The 18586-nt window shown below is 43.1% G+C and carries 13 protein-coding genes and 2 tRNA genes; 6 read left to right on the top strand and 9 right to left on the bottom strand.

All coding sequences use genetic code 11. From position 1 onward, the window contains the following. Positions 1-104: 104 nt before the first annotated feature. The 5 genes from JMX94_RS02600 to JMX94_RS02580 all read right to left on the bottom strand — a co-directional run bounded on the left by JMX94_RS02600 (position 105) and on the right by JMX94_RS02580 (position 6320). Positions 105-1541, bottom strand: coding sequence for an FAD-binding oxidoreductase (locus tag JMX94_RS02600; protein ID WP_201562933.1), 1437 nt, complete (start codon positions 1539-1541; stop codon positions 105-107). Positions 1542-1727: 186 nt separating this feature from the next. Next, positions 1728-3386 (bottom strand): AarF/ABC1/UbiB kinase family protein, encoded by a 1659-nt coding sequence (locus JMX94_RS02595; protein ID WP_201562931.1) that lies wholly within the window; start codon positions 3384-3386, stop codon positions 1728-1730. A 105-nt stretch (positions 3387-3491) separates the two neighbouring features. After that, positions 3492-4187 (bottom strand): SCP2 domain-containing protein, encoded by a 696-nt coding sequence (locus tag JMX94_RS02590; RefSeq protein WP_201562929.1) that lies wholly within the window; start codon positions 4185-4187, stop codon positions 3492-3494. 164 nt (positions 4188-4351) lie between these two features. After that, the gene (gene ubiE, locus JMX94_RS02585; RefSeq protein WP_227673478.1) at positions 4352-5473 is read right to left on the bottom strand and encodes a bifunctional demethylmenaquinone methyltransferase/2-methoxy-6-polyprenyl-1,4-benzoquinol methylase UbiE; all 1122 of its coding nucleotides are present in this window, start codon (positions 5471-5473) and stop codon (positions 4352-4354) included. A 136-nt stretch (positions 5474-5609) separates the two neighbouring features. Further along, positions 5610-6320 carry a hypothetical protein gene (locus tag JMX94_RS02580; RefSeq protein ID WP_201562927.1) on the bottom strand — a complete coding sequence of 237 codons (711 nt, stop codon included), beginning with the start codon at positions 6318-6320 and terminating at the stop codon, positions 5610-5612. 409 nt (positions 6321-6729) lie between these two features. Between JMX94_RS02580 and JMX94_RS02575 the strand changes: the two genes are divergently transcribed. Beyond that, a complete protein-coding gene (locus tag JMX94_RS02575) occupies positions 6730-8376 on the top strand; it encodes an ATPase (protein ID WP_201562925.1) in 1647 nt (548 codons plus the stop codon). A 225-nt stretch (positions 8377-8601) separates the two neighbouring features. Here the strand turns inward: JMX94_RS02575 and JMX94_RS02570 are convergent, their stop codons facing one another. After that, complete coding sequence (locus JMX94_RS02570; protein WP_201562923.1) at positions 8602-8748, bottom strand: hypothetical protein; 147 nt, start codon at positions 8746-8748, stop codon at positions 8602-8604. Positions 8749-9066: 318 nt separating this feature from the next. On the opposite strand from JMX94_RS02570, the gene JMX94_RS02565 reads away from it, so the two are divergent. After that, on the top strand, positions 9067-10674 hold the full coding sequence (locus JMX94_RS02565; protein WP_201562921.1) for an inorganic phosphate transporter: 1608 nt from the start codon (positions 9067-9069) through the stop codon (positions 10672-10674). 240 nt (positions 10675-10914) lie between these two features. Here the strand turns inward: JMX94_RS02565 and JMX94_RS02560 are convergent, their stop codons facing one another. After that, entirely contained in the window at positions 10915-12558 is a 1644-nt protein-coding gene (locus tag JMX94_RS02560; RefSeq protein ID WP_201562919.1) for an aminotransferase class I/II-fold pyridoxal phosphate-dependent enzyme, read from the bottom strand. Positions 12559-13129: 571 nt separating this feature from the next. Between JMX94_RS02560 and msrB the strand changes: the two genes are divergently transcribed. The 4 genes from msrB (at position 13130) to JMX94_RS02540 (ending at position 14721) form a co-directional block, all read left to right on the top strand. Next, positions 13130-13555, top strand: a complete 426-nt coding sequence (msrB, locus tag JMX94_RS02555; protein ID WP_201562918.1) for a peptide-methionine (R)-S-oxide reductase MsrB — start codon at positions 13130-13132, stop codon at positions 13553-13555. A gap of 152 nt (positions 13556-13707) precedes the next feature. Next, a complete protein-coding gene (locus JMX94_RS02550) occupies positions 13708-14193 on the top strand; it encodes a glutathione peroxidase (RefSeq protein WP_201562917.1) in 486 nt (161 codons plus the stop codon). 321 nt (positions 14194-14514) lie between these two features. Further along, positions 14515-14590 (top strand) — tRNA-Val (locus JMX94_RS02545). A 54-nt stretch (positions 14591-14644) separates the two neighbouring features. Continuing rightward, a tRNA-Asp gene (locus tag JMX94_RS02540) sits at positions 14645-14721 on the top strand. 409 nt (positions 14722-15130) lie between these two features. Here the strand turns inward: JMX94_RS02540 and JMX94_RS02535 are convergent. Continuing rightward, positions 15131-15874, bottom strand: a complete 744-nt coding sequence (locus JMX94_RS02535; protein ID WP_201562876.1) for a siderophore-interacting protein — start codon at positions 15872-15874, stop codon at positions 15131-15133. A gap of 106 nt (positions 15875-15980) precedes the next feature. Next, positions 15981-18116, bottom strand: a complete 2136-nt coding sequence (locus JMX94_RS02530) for a TonB-dependent siderophore receptor (RefSeq protein ID WP_227673477.1) — start codon at positions 18114-18116, stop codon at positions 15981-15983. Between the last annotated feature and the right edge of the window lie 470 nt (positions 18117-18586).

The following is an 18586-nucleotide window of genomic DNA, read 5'->3' as shown; positions in this document are numbered from 1 at the left end:
ATTTGCTTCAAAATAAATGAACCATATGAAACCAAAAATGCGTCTGCGTCTAATTTTTTAATTAAACGCAGACGCATTTTTTTACTTTGATTTTAATAAGCTTATTAAATAGTCGGTAACGTTTCAGGCCATATCTTGCCGGGATTTAAAATATTCTTAGGGTCAAGCGCTGACTTAATCGCCTGCATCAGCACTAATGCATTACCGTGCTCTTGCTGCATATATTTTTGTTTGCCCTGTCCAATACCGTGCTCACCGGTACAGGTGCCATCCATCTCAATCGCACGGCTGGCAAGGCGGCTGATGATACCGTCAGCTGTGGCGACTTCTTCAGGATTGTTGGTATCGACCAATAAGAGAACATGAAAATTACCATCGCCCACGTGACCGACGATAGGTCCAATCATGCCAGACGCTTCGATGTCTTTTGCTGTCTCACTGACGCATTCTGCCAAGCGTGAAATGGGCACGCAGGCGTCAGTCGATAAGGCGCTTGCCTCAGGTCGTAGTGCACAGCTAGCATGATAGGCATTATGCCGTGCTTGCCACAAACGTTTACGCTCGGCTTCGTTGGTATCCCAAGCAAAATCCGTACCACCAAACTCTTCGATGATGTCGGTAAAGATTTGCGCTTGCTCAGCGACGCTGGCTTCTGTGCCATGAAACTCTACAAATAGCGTAGGTGTCTCAGTGAGATTGAGGTTGGCGTATTGATTACAGGCTTTAATTTGCATCGCATCGAGCAGCTCGATACGGGCAATGGGCAAGCACATTTGAATGGTCAACATCACCGCCTGACAAGCATCCTCAATCGTTGGGAAGTGACAGATGCCGCTACCAATACACTCACTAATACCAAATAACTTGAGCGTGACTTCGGTGACGATACCAAGCGTACCTTCTGAACCGATCATCAATCGCGTCAAATCATAACCAGCAGCAGACTTTTTAGCACGCGTGCCGGTGCGGACAATATCTCCACTTGCGGTAACGACTTCAAGGGCAAGTACCACATCTTTCATGGTGCCATAGCGGACAGCATTGGTACCTGAGGCGCGAGTAGCGACCATACCGCCGATACTGGCATTGGCACCGGGGTCTATGGGAAAGAACAAACCGGTATCACGTAAATAATGGTTAAGTTGCTCACGTGTGACACCGGGTTGTACGGTAACGGTCAGGTCTTCATTATTAACCTGCAATATCGCATCCATGGCATGCATATCAATACATAGCCCGCCATAAGGCGCATTTAATTGACCTTCTAAGGATGAGCCAATACCAAAGGCAATGACTGGCATCTGATACTGATTGCAAATCTCAACCGCAGCAGCAACCTCGTGTTTATCTTGTACCGTCAATACCGCGTCGGGTGGCTGATTGGCAAGCCACGTCATGGTATGACCATGCTGTTCACGTATTGTGGTATTGGTGCTCAGTTGTTTGCCAAAGCGTGTTTGCAAAGCGGCAATAGCGTCACTATGATTTGGTTTGACTGAATCATGAGACTGAGAAGGTGATGTAGATGATATGGTCGACATAGGTAAATTCTCCATATAAGACGTATTTTAACTGACCAAACAAGCTGTCAGATAAGATAAAAGTTTAAGCTCTAATTCCTTTTGATTGTCGTTAAAGAACAATGAAAATGAATTAGAGCTTATTAGATTAAAATTTAACTTTTATAACTATTAACGGGTATTTTTTGTCGTTAAAAAATCAGCAATCTAAGCTAAAACCCGCCAAATAACGACAATCATAGCCAATAAATAAAAGATAGGTGCAAACCAACCGACTTGTGTGGCGATGGCAATAAACACGGCAAAACCTGAAAGCGCTAGCCAATCACGGCGGCGGTCATTGAGCATATCAGCGCGAATCTGCTGTATTTCTCGCAGCTGGCTGTCTTGGCGCGAGCCTTGTGAGGCAAGGCTTTGTAGTCCTTGATCTAGCAACTTAGGAATGTCAGTCGTTGATAATAAAATCTCTGGCAACTGCTGACGCAGATGTTGCAAGTTACGCATCGGGTCGAGCTGCTCTTTAATCCAACTACTTAAAATGGGCTTAGCAAGTGACCAGATATCAAGGTCAGGATATAAGTCGCGACCAAGTCCTTCGACATGCACCAAGGTTTTAAGTAGCAGCATTAATTGTGGCGGAATACTCATATGATGGCGACGGGCGATATCTAAAATCTGCATCAGGACACCAGCAAAGTCGATATCATTAATGGATTTTTGTAGCATCGGACCGACAGTGCGTTTCATATCGCGCATCAAAGCATGCTTATCGGTATTGGGCGGTATCCAACCAGCACGGCTGACGATATCAACCATCGCCGTAAAGTTGTTATTCATCACCGCCAAAAGCATGCGCGCGACAATAAGCTGGTCGTCTTTAGATAGCGTACCCATAATGGCGCAATCAAGGCCGATATAGCGCGGCTCATGACCCAAATCCACCGCTGCCATATTTGCAGTGAGCGTTTTAACCGGCGGCGTTTCTACAAAGACATTACCCGGATGCATATCGGCATGAAAGAAATTATCGCGAAATACTTGGGTGAAAAATATCGTTAAGCCTTTTTCTGCCAGTGCCGCCCGGTCATAGCCCAGCTTATCAAATATCTCAACTTGCGAGATAGGAACGCCTTGGATACGCTCCATGACCATGACGTTTTTGGCCGCATCATAGACTTCAGGCACATACATCAGTGCTGAACCCAAGAAGTTATTACGCATCTGCGTGGTATTGTCTGCCTCTAAGGTCAAATCCAATTCATTAAGCATGACTTGGCGATAGTCTTCGACAATATCAACGATATGGATGGCACGCGCCGCTTCGATACGCGCCGATGCCCAATTGGCAAGCTCACGCAATAGTTCAAAGTCTGCAACGATGGTGGTGCGTATATCAGGGCGAACGACCTTTACCACCACTTCACGACCATCATGTAGAGCCGCCGTATGTACTTGAGCGATAGAGGCTGCTGCTAACGGCTTAACGTCAAAGCGGGCAAATAGCGTTGCGATAGATTGGCCAAGCCCATGTTTCGGGTCTTGGATTTGGGCAATGGCAACGTCAGAGTCGAAAGGCTTGACCTTATCTTGTAGTTGCACCAATTGCTCGATAATCTCAGGCGGCACCAAATCGCGACGCGTCGAGAGCAGTTGACCCAGTTTTAAAAATAACGTACCCATATCTTCAAGCGCATACTTTATGGCATTGGGCTGATGTTTTTTACCCCAAGCAGCTGGATGCAAGCGAATTAAACGCGCTAAAGGTTGCAGCTGCGGCGCTTCTTCGACAGACAGATGGGTATCAATGCGATAAGCGGCGGCAATACGCCAAAGTTCAAATAAACGGGCGCGATGGGATAATAGCATGGGATATAGGTACTCTAAAAATTCGAAAATAGGCTAAATGTTGTATTTTTTATAACGGTATGTGTTTATAAAGAGCATTTAAACAATCGTAGCATCTACGTATTATTATCTATTATTGCTTAAACGTGCTTGCTCATCTTTGATAGCAGCAAGCTTAGCTTCTTCTCGCTCAATATCAGCACGCAGCTTTAATAACTGCTGCTTTAAATCATTCACTTCGGCAGCTTCCATCGGGTCAGGAGCAACATTACCGGCTACATCATTTGCCCAGTCGCTGACATCATTAAAGGCGCGTTTGGCGCTATGACGCCAGCTGCCTTTTAGCTGCGAGATGAGAAGATGCAGTTGGCTGGCCATCGGTTTACCAATAAAGGGCTCCAGCTGCCCGGCGACATCAGGGTCAAAACCTGCGACCAGTTGTTTAAGTTGCATCAGCACTTTGTAATCACCGGCGATAGGCAAGTTACCCTCAGTGCCGCGCATCAGGTTGAGCAGTTGGGCTGGATTATCAACGGTAATGATGCAGTCTGGACGACTATGGCCAAGACGCGCACGCTCTAGACTGGCTTTTTGGCGCTCATTCATATTGCCGCTTGGCTCAAAAACACTCTCAGTCATGACCGGCTCAAAGCGCAAACGCTCATCGGTAAATAAGACGTCCAAATTCACTTCAGGCGTGCCCATATTTAAACGCAGCACTTTGCCCGCAAGCGGTGCCAGCCCAGCTTTGGTAATCTCATCACTGGCAATGGCGATATTAATCAGCTTTTCGGCACCCGCCAAAAGTAATACAGTCAGCATAAGGCTCTCGCATGTTTGGTTGAGCGCCATAAGCGTGGCGCATATTTCAATATTGGCTGTTATGACGATTATCAAACGCCTGCCTAATGACAGACGTTCTTACATTATGAATAAGCTTGTATAACCAGCTTTTATCACTAGACATTAAGCATAAATAAGCGTGTTTATGCTTTAAAGCCGCGATGGACCGCGACGATACCAGCAGTCAAGTTATGATAATCGCAATTTTCAAAGCCTGCTTGTTGCATCATCTGTTTAAGCGTCTGCTGATCAGGATGCATACGAATCGATTCTGCCAAGTATTGATAGCTTTCTGCATCATTAGCAATCAGCTTGCCCATAATTGGCAAAGCAGTAAATGAATATAAATCATAAGCTTTCGACAATGGCTCAAACACAGGTTTTGAGAATTCTAAAATCAGTAAGCGACCGCCTGGCTTTAGCACGCGATACATAGATTTTAGGGCCGCGTCTTTGTCTGTGACATTACGCAGACCAAAGCTTATAGTCACTAAATCAAAGCTTTCATCATCGAATGGAGCAAGTGTTTCAGCGTTTGCTAAGACAAAATCAACATTATTACAGCCAGCATTAATCAAGCGCTCACGACCGACTTCTAACATCGCCGCATTGATATCTGATAACACCACATGACCATTGCGACCAACTTCACGGCTGAATACTTTAGCCAAATCGCCCGTACCGCCAGCGATATCAAGCACATGCTGACCGGCACGTACACCTGATAAGCTAATCGCATAACGCTTCCATAAGCGATGAATACCAAATGACATTAAGTCATTCATAATATCGTATTTTTTGGCAACTGAGGTAAAGACATCAGCAACGCGCGCTTGCTTTTCTGCTTTATTGACCGTTTTATAACCAAAATGGGTTTGCTCATTACCATCAGTATCAGGCGTATGCGGGTTATTGATGTCATCACGTTGGTTAAATAGCGTTTGTTTGGCGGTTTGTGCTTGCGCAGAAGTAGGGTTTGCGCTGTTGTTTAATGTGGCGTTAGCGTTGGTGGTATGGTTTGGCATAGTCGTTTGTTGACCTTGTGGGGTTCCGGTTGGTAAGTCTTGCACTTGGGTGAAGTCATTATTATTGTTATCGACTGCGGCATTTTCATTAAGCGTCGTATTAGAAACATGGTTTTGACGCGCTTTTACTTGCGCGGTGATATTTTGATTGTTGGCGATACTGTCTTTGACCAATTTATCTTGCAGGTGACCATGAGAAGTCGCATCAGTTGCAGCATTGTTATTTGAGTTGTCAGTCATACGATTATCCTATTATTCGTTTTTATGATGGCGTATTTTAGCGCTGTTTAAGCCTCATTTGAGCATTGTTGAATCATTATCTAAGTATAGTTTAATCAGTAACAGCGCCGTGAGCCACGTGCATTATTTGACCCTATCATACACCAAACGTTGCTGGCTTACCGCCATTATCCGTGTTGTGAACTTCGTCAATAATCTCAAGTTCACGCTCACAAAATGGTTCGATAAAGCTGCTCACGCTTTTTAGCGGCTTCATGGCTTTAAAGCCTGCATCAATAAAGTCGTAAAGCGGTTGGAAGTTATAGCGATACGCGGCGCCTTTTGCCATTGCAAAGGCTTTTTTGAGCATAAAGGAGTTCAGATCTTTATCGGTACGATAGCAGACTTCTTTTAGGTTGTTAATTTGCACACGGCGCTCATCTGCCTCATCAACAGCGCGGTAGGCGGCAAGCATATTCTCTTCATTAACCGCTAAATCTTGAGCAAGCAGCCACTCAGCCAAATGCAAATCAAGCTCAATGGCTAAAATAGACGCTTGAATGCCCATGCTACCAGCTTCTAAAGAAGACTCTTTGGCGAGGCGCTCAAGTTTTTTGGCTTTAGGAAGGATACGTCCTAACTGCTCTGCCAATACTTTAAATTCATCACCACCATACAGCTGGGTTAAGAAATAATCTGCCATTAATTGGTTTTTTGGTTGTTCAAATAGCGCGCTGTGCGTACGCTTAATACGCGCTTGTTGCCATGCTTGTACTTCTTTAAGTTTAGTGTTTAAGGCAGCATCTTCATGATGTGGCAGCGCCCAAAAACGGTTTAAGTGCTGTTGTAAATTGGCTAAAGCAGTCATGGTAGGTAATCCTATAAAAAGTAAAAATAACAATCAATCAAATTGATGGTAAAAGGGCTGAGATGGTACTAAATTTTATACTTATAGGCAGCTATTAAAGCATGCTCGCAAGATTTTGTTCACCTTAAAAGAAAATACCGCAGAATACAAATGCCAAACTGTTACATAGCAGGGTTATTTACTGAATTTACGCAATGCTATGATTAACTAAAATGGTGATTTTAAGCGCTGTGATAAGTGTTGTAATCAGTATTGTAAGCTATGTTATAAAAACAAAGCACTTATAACATAGCTGTGTAAATATGAAATGGCTAGGCAAAAAAATCATTCATACAGAACATCCATAAAAATTGTATAACGCCGCATAACAAAGCATAAAACATTATCTAATAATAAAGCGAGTATGGACATGAGCAAAAAAAATGATACGACTGAGGACCAAGCGCCGCAAACTGTGAGTGACCAATTTAGTAAGCAAGTCATCGAGCAGCGCTTAACACCTAATCCGTTAAATCTCTTTTCTATGGATAAAGATACGCTGCGATTGGCATTGGTCACCGCACAGTTTGCTCTGCGTGCCACGCGGCAGCAAACACCGCCAACTATGAATAAACCAACAGGATTATTGGTGCTGGTCAACGGTATGGAGCAAGCAGGCAAGGGCACAGCCGTCACCCAGCTGCGGCAATGGGTCGACCCGCGTTTACTGAAAGTCGAGGCAACCATTGGTGATTGTCCCTTAGAGCATCAGCCGATTTGGCAGACGCATACCAAGGCGCTGCCGCGTCATGGCGATGTCATGGTTTATTTTGGTAACTGGTATGCTGATTTGCTCTATAACGTCATGCGTATGGCAACGCTAGATAATGAAGCTAAGGAACATAAAGAAAGTGATGAGAAGAATAATGAGCAGCTGAAAGATAAAGCCTTGCCTATCACTGAATGGCAAGACTATTTAAAACAAGCGCTGACTAAGTTACAAGCCTTTGAACAAGACCTTGCTGCTAATCAAACCAAGCTGCTTAAATGCTGGTTTCATGTCGATATCGAAACCTTGCAGGCGCGGCTAAATGACGACAAGGTTGATCCAGAATTTTTATATCAAATTGATTGGAAAAACAACAAGGTCGTCGAAACTTTTAATGAAGTGGCAACGGCGCTATTACGCCAGCAGGGAGATTGGATTATTATCGATGGTGATGACAAATCACAAGCAGCCATGCATTTTTGTCATCAAGTGTTGCAAGCGATGCAAACAGCGCTAGCAAGCAGTCGCATAGAGGAAAGCGAACAGCTAGAAAATGTTAAAAAATTCGAGCCTGTAAAAACACCTAAAGCTTTGATAAATATCGATGATACCGAGATAGATAAGTCTGAGTATCATGAAGCGCTTGCCGATAAACAAGCTCGCCTTGCTGAGTTGCTACGTGCGCGTAAGGGTCGGCATGTGGTCTTTGCCTTTGAAGGTATGGATGCGGCCGGCAAGGGTGGCGCTATTAAAAGACTGGTTGCGCCGCTCGACCCACGCGAGTATCAGATTTATAATATTGGCGCGCCGATGCTGTATGAATTACAACACCCTTATCTATGGCGCTTTTGGACCAAACTGCCCAATGAGCAGATCGATCGTATCAGCCGTATCGCTATCTTTGACCGTACTTGGTATGGGCGCGTATTGGTCGAACGTATTGAGGGTTTTGCGACTGATGCAGAATGGCAGCGCGCTTATGATGAAATCAATCGCTTTGAGGCAGATTTGGTAGCGGCTGGCACGATAGTTATAAAATACTGGCTTGCCATCGATAAGAAAGAGCAGCTTAAGCGTTTTGAGGCGCGCGAAGAGACCCCGCATAAGCAGTTTAAATTGACCGATGATGATTGGCGCAATCGTGATAACTGGGCAGATTATGTGCAATCGGCAGCTGATATGCTGGCACGTACAAATACAGAGGACGCTCCTTGGTGTGTCATCGCAACCAATGAAAAGCGGCAAGCGCGCCTAGATGTATTAGACCATGCCATTGAGCAGCTATCTTTAGCACTGCCTGATAACTGATTAAAAGGTTTGAGAATTGATTATATTTTGGCTCAGCCAAATTATAAAATATAACAACAAATTTTCACTAAATTGATAGGTTTTATCGCGCTTACATTCACAGTTACAAATCTCGCAATATCATCATGCATTCTGTGTCTATATTTAATATAATAGGCACATTATAAATTCTGCTTTCTACAAAATAGCTCAGCAGTCGGATACTGTATTTGTCATATAAATGCTTTAATCATTACTCATATATTTGTCATAACCAACGCTATCACTATAAAAACCTAAGCCGCAAGCTGCTGTAATCGGATGATTTGGCAATACTACTTGCGGCTTTATGGCATTTTGTGTGATGGTTTTTTTACCTGATATTTTTATCATAGGCAAACTAAGCTAGATATTAGTGCTAGGTATGAGTAGAAAATAATGGTAAACAGACGAAATCGTCTGAGTGATGGATCAATAAGGTATTGCAGGCTAGTTGTTTAAACCAATTTTCAAACCGGTGGTTTAAAGCAGTGGTTTAAAAAGTACTTCAATAAACAAGTTCAAAAAACAGTATTTCAAAAAACAGTATTTCAAAAACACGTTGCGTACACGCTATCATAATATTGGGTGGTGAAAACAACACCATTCATAGCGCCGCAATGTCATCAATCACATATAATTTCAATCAGCTTACGCAGGACGTATCAACGTATGGGTATTAGCAGCAGTTCTACAGGACCAACCAAAGCAGTCGGTTCTATGAGAATCAATCTATTTTTTGCCATTTTACTGATTGCGATGACCGCTTACTTTTTATGGTGGGGTCTAGATTACACCATGCATCAGCAGACGACGCTATTTATCGTAGCGACGGCTTTTGGTGTGTTTATGGCATTCAATATCGGTGGTAATGACGTCGCCAACTCCTTTGGTACCTCAGTGGGTGCAGGGACGTTGACCATTCCGCAAGCCTTGGGTATCGCAGCGATATTTGAGGTGTCGGGCGCGGTGTTGGCAGGCGGTGAAGTTACCGATACCATCCGAAGCGGTATTGTCGATCTAGATGGTCTGTCGGTCACGCCCAACCAGTTTATTTATGTCATGCTCTCAGCGCTTATCGCTGCTGCATTTTGGTTGTTATTTGCGACCAAAAAAGGTCTGCCCGTTTCAACCACTCACGCTATTATCGGCGGCGTGGTTGGTAGCTCCATTGTATTAGGTATCTCGTTAGGTGGCACCGAAATGGCGTTATCTACGGTGAATTGGGGCACGATTGGAACGATTGCTATCTCTTGGGTCATATCACCATTACTCGGCGGCGTTTTCTCCTACCTGTTATATGGCCAAATTAAGAAAAATATTATTGAATATAATGATAGAACAGAAGCGCACATTGCGACGCTAAAGGGCGATAAAAAAACCTTAAAGCAAAATCACAAAGAGTATCTGGATGGTCTGACCGAATCAGAACAACTGGCTTATACCTCAGCGATGTTACGTGATCAAGAAATCTATAAAGATGATGATTGCGACGTTGAAGATTTAGAAACCGATTATTACAAACAGCTTTATGAAATTGAAAACGAGCGCAGCAACCTCGATACCCTAAAAGCATTAAAGCAATGGGTACCTATTATTGCGGCTGCTGGCGGCGCGGTCATGGCCTCTCTGGTTATCTTTAAAGGCTTAAAAAATGTCAATAATGGCATGACAACGCTGCAAGGCTTTTTAATCATGGGCATGATTGCAGCGCTAGTTTGGCTTGCGACCTATATCTATACCAAGAGTATCCGCGGTAAGCATAAGGAAGATTTGACCAAAGCGACATTTATTATGTTTAGCTGGATGCAAGTCTTTACCGCATCAGCCTTTGCCTTTAGTCACGGCTCAAACGATATCGCCAACGCCGTCGGTCCTTTTGCGGCGATTATGGACGTTATCCGTACCAATAGCATTGCTACCGAAGCGGCAGTACCACCTGCAGTTATGTTGACCTTTGGTGTGGCGCTAATTGTTGGTCTTTGGTTTATCGGTAAAGAAGTGATTCAAACCGTCGGTACCAATTTGGCAAAAATGCATCCGGCTTCTGGCTTCTCAGCGGAATTGGCTGCTGCTGCTGTGGTGATGGGCGCTTCAACCATGGGGCTGCCGGTATCGAGTACGCATACCTTAGTTGGCGCGGTACTTGGTATCGGTATCGTCAATAGAGACACCAACTGGGCACTGATGAAGCCTATTGGTTTGGCATGGATAATTACCCTTCCTGCCGCCGCTTCAATGTCAGCTATCAGCTATATTTTCTTAAGTAATATTTTTTAAGACAAAGTTTTTTTAAATGACACTTTTAAAGCTATATTTTTAAAGCCATGTTTTTAGAGTATTGTTCTTAAAGTAGCGTTATTAAGGTAGCTTTTTAAATTAAAGCCGTATGAGTTTTTAACAAGATTTTAACGGTGAGACTTTACTACTTTATTTAACAGCATAAAAAACGCTTATCAGCATCATGCCGATAAGCGTTTTTTTATATCAAAATGAGAGTTAATTTAATCAAAATGAGTTCTATTCGGTGCCAAACTGTTTGCGTTTTTTGGCAAAGAAGCGGTCTAAGCGATCCATGGCATCTTCTAAATCGTGCAGGTTGGGCAAAAACACCAAGCGGAAATGGTCGGGTGCATCCCAGTTAAAGCCGGTACCTTGTACCAGTAAGACGTTTTCTTCTACCAATAAATCCATCATAAACGCCATATCGTCTTCGATAGGGTAGACGGCAGGATCCATCTTTGGAAAGCAATAAAACGCCCCTTGCGGCATGGTACAAGAGATACCTTTAATGGCGTTTAAGCGTGAGACCGCCATTTCGCGCTGCTTATAGAGACGGCCTTTTTTAGAGGTCAAATCCTTCATGCTTTGGTAACCGCCCATCGCGGTTTGAATGGCATATTGCCCTTGAACGTTTGAACATAGGCGCATAGACGCCAGCATATCCAAGCCTTCAATAAAGTCAGCAGCGTGGTGTTTTTTACCAGAAACCATCATCCAACCAGCGCGGAAACCTGCAATACGATGCGACTTTGATAGACCGTTGTAAGACAGCACAAGCACATCATCGGTCAAGGTGCTCATCGGTGTATGTTCCATATCATCATAGAGAATACGGTCATAAATCTCATCGGCCATGATGATTAAATCATGCTCTTTTGCCACCTCGATAATCTGCAGCAGTAATTCATCGCTATACAGTGCACCCGTTGGGTTATTGGGGTTAATAACCACGATGCCTTTGGTTTTAGAAGTGATTTTAGATTTGATGTCCTCGATATCAGGATGCCAATTGTCGTCTTCATTACAGCGATAGTGCACGGCTGTACCGCCTGCTAAGTTGGCGGCTGCCGTCCAAAGCGGGTAATCAGGCATTGGCACAAGGACTTCATCGCCATCATTCATTAGCGCCTGCATGGTCATGACAATCAGCTCAGAGACGCCATTGCCCAAATACACATCCCGTACATCGACAGCAGATAGCAGGCCTTTTGATTGATAATATTGCAAGACCGCTTTACGAGCCGCAAAAATCCCTTGCGAGTCTGAATATCCCGTCGCTTCTGGCAGATTCATCGCCACATCACGCAAAATCTCATGCGGTGCTTCAAGCCCAAAAGGGGCAGGGTTACCAATATTAAGCTTTAAAATACGCTTACCTTCGGCTTCCATTTTATTAGCCGTTTGCAGCAGAGGACCGCGAATATCGTAACAAACGTTTTGTAATTTATCGGATTTTTTTATTGTGTTCATAGAGTGCCCACTCATAGGGTTGTTTTGTGAATGTGGTGCTGCTTGATTTGTCATTGGTTGAGCGTTGTTGCTAACTTGCTTGCTAGGTGCTGCATTTTTATTATGAGCATTTATGCTTTGATTTAAATCTGCGTTGCTAGCAATATCGCTATTAGCTGCATTTTGCAGCTCACCACGCAAAAGGTACCCTTCGCTACAGCCTAAGATACGCGCTAAAGTCGGCAGCTTCGATGATACGATGCCATTGGTGCCGCGCTCCCAGTTAGAAATAGCACCGCGACTGACCTTTGCGCCTGCTGCGGTCATCGCTTGCGCCAATTGCTCGGCAGTCATGCCTTTATCGCGGCGCAGTTGTACCAATCGTTCGGCTTGCGTGCCTTTGTTCGCCTGCAACTCTTTGCTATCAGCCATCGTTATTTACACCTTTTATTAACCAATCAATGCGTTTGTAATGGAATATGACAATAGAATACTTAGCCATAAACCAGTACTAATGCAAGATATTATTGCAAAGTAACTGCTAATGCAAGTATCAAGATAAATATCCGTAAAATTAATTTTAAAGTTATAATAAAATGCAAGAATAACTTGCATTTAAGGTTGGATGATTAGCTTTTAGAATTTTTTAAACAAATTTGGTGCTAAATGGTGAGTGAAATAAGAAGTTACTAAGCCAGCACCAATGAAGCGAAAATAATCAAGCGTACGACATACGGACTCAATAAAATTACAACTTTACTCATTTAGGTGGCAAGATAATTTGTTATATTTTACTTCTCTATCTAAATAATTTTCCCAAGACCTTAAGCTTTCAGCTGGCAAGTTGCGCACCTTTATAATAACTACCTTGAATAGTCAGCCGATAAGCAGCAGATAAAGGCTATCATTTTCATAAAAACCAACGATAACGTTTTGCGAGAAAATGACAAACAACAAACGAGATAGCCACTCATTTCATCCAAATATTCCATAAGGATAAACGATGCAAGACAATCAATTAAGCAAAGAAGAAATCAGCCAGTTGACCGAAGCGGACTGGAAAGAGCGCCTGAGTGCCGATGAATATCATGTGATGCGTGAGAAGGGCACAGAGCGTCCATTTACTGGCGTTTATAACGACGTCAATGATAAAGGTATCTACCGCTGTAAAGGCTGCGGTGCCAGCTTGTTTGAGTCGGACAGTAAGTTTGACGCCGGTTGCGGCTGGCCAAGCTTCGATCAAGGTATCGATAATGGCGCCATTGATGAACACGTCGACGACTCGCTAGGCATGCGCCGTACGGAAGTCACGTGCAGCAATTGCGGCGCGCATTTGGGTCACGTATTCCCTGATGGACCTCGTGAGACCACTGGCATGCGCTATTGCATCAACTCGTTATCTATCGATTTGGATAAAACTGAAGAATAAATGTCAATATAGCTCGTAGTTTGGCTAAAATTAGTATTTTAGCCAAAGTTAGACTGATAAGAAGGAAGTACGTGGTGCTTCCTTTTTTCTTATAAGCCTGCAAATTTCTTATCAACCTGAAGACAATAAAACAATCAATTTAAGGATGAATGATGAGCACTATTTACGATTTTACCGCTGAACGTATGGACGGCACCTCGCAAGCCTTTACTGATTATAAAGGTAAGGTGCTATTAATCGTCAATACCGCCAGTAAATGTGGCTTTACCCCGCAATTTGAAGGGTTAGAGGCGTTGTATCAACAATATAAAGACCAAGGCTTGGTCGTGATTGGTTTCCCTTGTAACCAGTTCGGCGCTCAAGACCCCGGCACTAACGATGAGATTGGTGCGTTTTGCCAAAAGAACTATGGTGTCAGCTTTCCGATGATGGCTAAGGTTGATGTCAATGGCGATGAGGCTCATCCGATTTTTGCATGGCTAAAAAATCAAAAGGGCGGGCTGCTGACAGACGGCATCAAATGGAACTTTACTAAGTTCTTAATTGGTATAGATGGGCAAGTCATTGACCGTTATGCGCCAACCACCAAGCCTGAAGCGCTTAAGTCCGATATTGAGCAAGCGCTAGCAGGGAAATAGCCGATAAGCTGAAAAAATTATTGGTTTTGTATAAAATATAAAACCAATGAAAACAGAGGCTTGCCTGTAAAATTAATAAATTCAGCAAAAATAGTTAAGAAAAGGGCAAATACTGTTTGACAGCCATGTGTAAATCTATATAATACACACCCACAGCAAGGGGCTTTATTGATAAAGCAAGTTGCTGTCGGAAACGCTCATTAAGACGTTTCAAAATTAACCATAGCGTGACAACTATAGTTAATAAAAGCTTTAGAAAATCTTATTTAAATGATTTTCTTTTGCGAAGCTAAAAAGCACTGCTTTTTGATATGCTTCTCAGGGTGATTAGCTCAGTTGGTAGAGCGTCTGCCTTACACGCAGAATGTCGGCGGTTCGAATCCGTCATCACCCACCACTCTTTTAGCGAGTGCGTCCTATTGATAAGGACAAGATGCTAAAAACGACCTAAGCAGCGGTAGTTCAGTTGGTTAGAATACCGGCCTGTCACGCCGGGGGTCGCGGGTTCGAGTCCCGTCCGCTGCGCCATATTTAAAACGAATTTAAGCTCTCGAGTTTAAGCAAGTTTCGCCTCAAGTATTCATTTACTTGAGGTTTTTTTGTGTCTGATTTTTCTTTTAGAGCTTTTGTCTATAAGGGCTTGGCGCCTTCTCTCGATTGGTTTTTACGAAATGGTCTACTCTTTAACAATGCATAAATGATAATTTTTTATGCATGCATTCTCCCTTTTGGGAATCGGTGACCAAGTGCTCAGTGACCAAACGGTGACCATTTTGTGACCAAGGTTGTTAAAGTTTGATGACGTTCATAAAGTAATCGTCGTCTAGGATATTATAATCTGGCCTGCGAATGAGTTGATGACCACGTCAGAACCTTAACACTAATAGCCCTCAAATCATTGTTAATACAACTCGGATTTTTGAAGGTGAATAGCATATTATTCTAGGTTTTGTGCATCTTCCTGCTTCTCAATTTTATGCTGATCTTCTGTACGCTCTACTTTCCAGTAGCTAGATATATATAAATGCGTTTTAGCTATGGACCGGTTGAATTTAAAATAGTCACGCAGTACACGCATACTATGGAATTCACAAGCAGCCCAAACAGCAGGTTGCCCTTCAAGCCAAGTAATGGTTTTAACATGCTCAAGTAAAGGGCTGCTTGCGGAGTTTGGAGTAGGATTTATAACCCAGTAAATGTCAACGTTCTTAGGTTTTTTAAGATTTTGTCGATCTGCCTCGCTGCTGATCTCAAGGATGGCATAGCCGCGTGCATCGTCAGGTAATTGTGCAAGATTGACAGCAATCGCAGGTAGTGCAGTCATGTCACCTATTAATAAAAACCAATCTGCATCACGGTTGATGAGCTTTTTTGGTCCTGGTCCGCCTACCAATATTTGCTCACCCACTTGGGCGTTACGTGCCCACATTGAAGCAGGGCCTTCAGCGTCGTGCAAGGCAAAATCGATATCTATTTCACCCTCACGTTGACCACTTATAGTATAGGTGCGCATTAGTGGTCGAGTCCCATGGCCTTGAGGAAATATGAGTTTGATATAAGCGCTTTCTTGATCTGTTGGAAAGTCAATCAAGCCAGCACCGCCAAGCGTGACGCGGCACATATGTGGCGTGATGTATTTGGTACAAGTAACATCCAGTATTCTTGGAGCGGGTTTTGCCATTTTGATACCTTTCTTAATTTAAGTGTTTCATGTTTTAAGTCATCATTTTAGATAAAGCAAGTGTATAAGACTGACATTACCTTGGTAATAATAAGTCCTACATTGTTTAAAAGTTGGCCTTTAGACTGACTGATATTTGGCGTTCAGGCCCCATCCAACAGTTATTGCTATCGTAGCAAGTACCGACATAGGTTTTATCAAACAAGTTATTGATACTAGCACCGACCGTCAGCATCGGATTGACCTTATAGCTGCCACCAATATCTACCAATGTCACACTTGGCAGCGCATCGGAATTTTGCTTATCAAGTTGCATTCCGTCTTCATAGCGAACCCCTGCATTGAAGGTAAGCTTATCTGTGGCGTAATAGTCTGCCCACAATGTCGCTTTGTGCTTAGCGGTTTGTGCTGGGGTGTTACCTACCACGTCATGGTTGAATTCATCTTTGGTAATCTCAGCATCGGTATAGCTGTAGCTTGTAGCAATATCTACCCACTCACTTAGCATGTGGCTGCCTGAAACCTCGAACCCTTTAGAGGCAATTTCACCCGTTTGGGTTTGACTTCTATAACTGATCTCATCTGCCACCACCACGTTTTTTTGTGTGATGTCAAACACCGCCAAAGTCCCTTGAGTGGCGCGATCTGAGGACAGATATTTGATACCAACTTCTAACTGATCAGCGGTGGTAGGCTCAAATGCTTTATTGGTAATGAAGTTGCTACCGACAACAGGCTGAAACGACTGTGAGTAGCTGGCATAAGGAGAGAGGCCATTATCAAAGTCATAAATGGCAGCAAGGCGACCACTGGTTTTTGAAGCGTCATTATCAATCGTTTTGTTACTATAAACCGCACCTTTAGTGGCTTCGGTTTGCTCGGTAGTGCTGTCAAAATTATCGTGACGTAATCCTGCTACTACCGTCAAATCTTGCCACTGCATCTCATCTTGTACATAAAATCCCAGCTGGCTTTGTTTGATGTCTTGTTCCTGTCGATAAATATCTAATGGCAAAGTGTCAGCATTGATTTGCGAAAAATCGGGTTTGGACAAATCAAGGTTTGGTGTGCCATCTGCTCCAGCATCATAATAAGTGGCGATACTGTCCGTTTCTTGATACTCCACACCGAATAATAAATTGTGCGAGATATTGGCGGTATCTAACTTATAAGCCAGCTGATTGTCTGTGGTCCAGTTGTTCATCTTTCCATCAGTGGTATAGGCCACACGATTTAAAATCTTGTCGCTACCCGTGATAAACCCTTCTTGATTGTACATATTGCGCTGCTGCGCTTCGGCATCGGTATAGCGTAGGATATGCTTAAAGGTTAATTTGTCATTGATAGCCCAGTTGACAGTCACACTTGGCATTATTACTTCTTTGCTAAAATGATTCCACTCGTCACCTGCGTAGGCATCACTATCTAGCTTGCCATAGCTGGCATTGTAGACTGTCCCAACAGCAGGAAGCGGAGTAGAAGGCACCATCTCTGGATCGTCTTGGTAAAAAAGATTGGCAAGAACGGAGACATCTTCTGTCGGTCGCCATTCAAGTGACGGATTAATTAAAGTGCGCTCTTCTTCTGTAGTCTGCATCTGACCCTCTTTTTTACGTTTTAATGCCACCAAGCGATAATTGAGCGTATCTGAAATAGGGCCTGTCGTATCGACTGCCATTTCTTTGAGATTTTGATTGCCAAGTCGTAACTGCACTTCAGATGCTTGAGTGCTTTTTGGTGTTTTGGCGACCTGATTGACCATGCCACCTGGAGCCGCGTAGCCGTAAAGTGAGGATGCTGGTCCTTTTAAGATTTCTACCGCTTCAGTCGCATAAATGTCTACTTGAGGCATCAGGTTCCAAGCACCGTCATAGGGGAGGCGTAATCCATCATAAAAATTGAAATAAGTCTTAAAACCGCGAATATTGTATTCATCAAAAATAGATACCGTACCACGGCTCTCAGTACTCACGCCGGGCTCGTAACGCAAGGCCGCGTTGACACTGTCTGCTTGGCGTTTTTGTAATAGTTCTTGATTGATTCTCGTATAACTTATTGGGGCATCATTAGGGTCTAATGCAGTTTTGGTGCCTGTACTGCGGTAGCTATCGGCATAAACATTAATAGTATCTAAGGTCGTCGCTGGTGTCGGATTAACAGTAGTAACATTCTCATCTTCGTTTTGGACATCTTCAATATTACTTGCCGTTTCTTCAGCATATGCACCATGGCTAATACTCATTAATAAACCAATCCTGACTGCTATTCTTAGTTGTTTCTTTCGGGCAGATTTGGAACATAAAAGAGACGGCATCGTATTTCCTTTCAGATAGAAGTAGTTGACGGTTTTAAATTAAAAGATGAGTATATAAATATGGGAATAATGATAACACTAATGATTATTGTTATCATTAAAAAATTACAATAAGAGTTTTTATAGAAGCATTGGAGGTATTTATTGTCAGCACTTATACAGAATACATAAGGTGTAAGTGAGGAAAAATCATTACTGATTAAAATTATAAAAAGTTAAAAAGCACCTCATATAAGGCCAATTATTTCCTATAAATCGCAGTGTTTTGATGAGTTTTCTTGTATGATGCTGCCATCTTTAAAAACACGTTATAGGCTTGGAAATATTTTGGGTCGAATCTAACAATCAGCTATTTTATATTAATATTATCAATGCGTTCATGACGTTAATTGAGCAGC

Source organism: Psychrobacter sp. CMS30 (assembly GCF_904846565.1).
GTDB classification, from domain to species: domain Bacteria; phylum Pseudomonadota; class Gammaproteobacteria; order Pseudomonadales; family Moraxellaceae; genus Psychrobacter; species Psychrobacter maritimus.
This window is presented reverse-complemented; position numbering and strand designations above follow the sequence as displayed.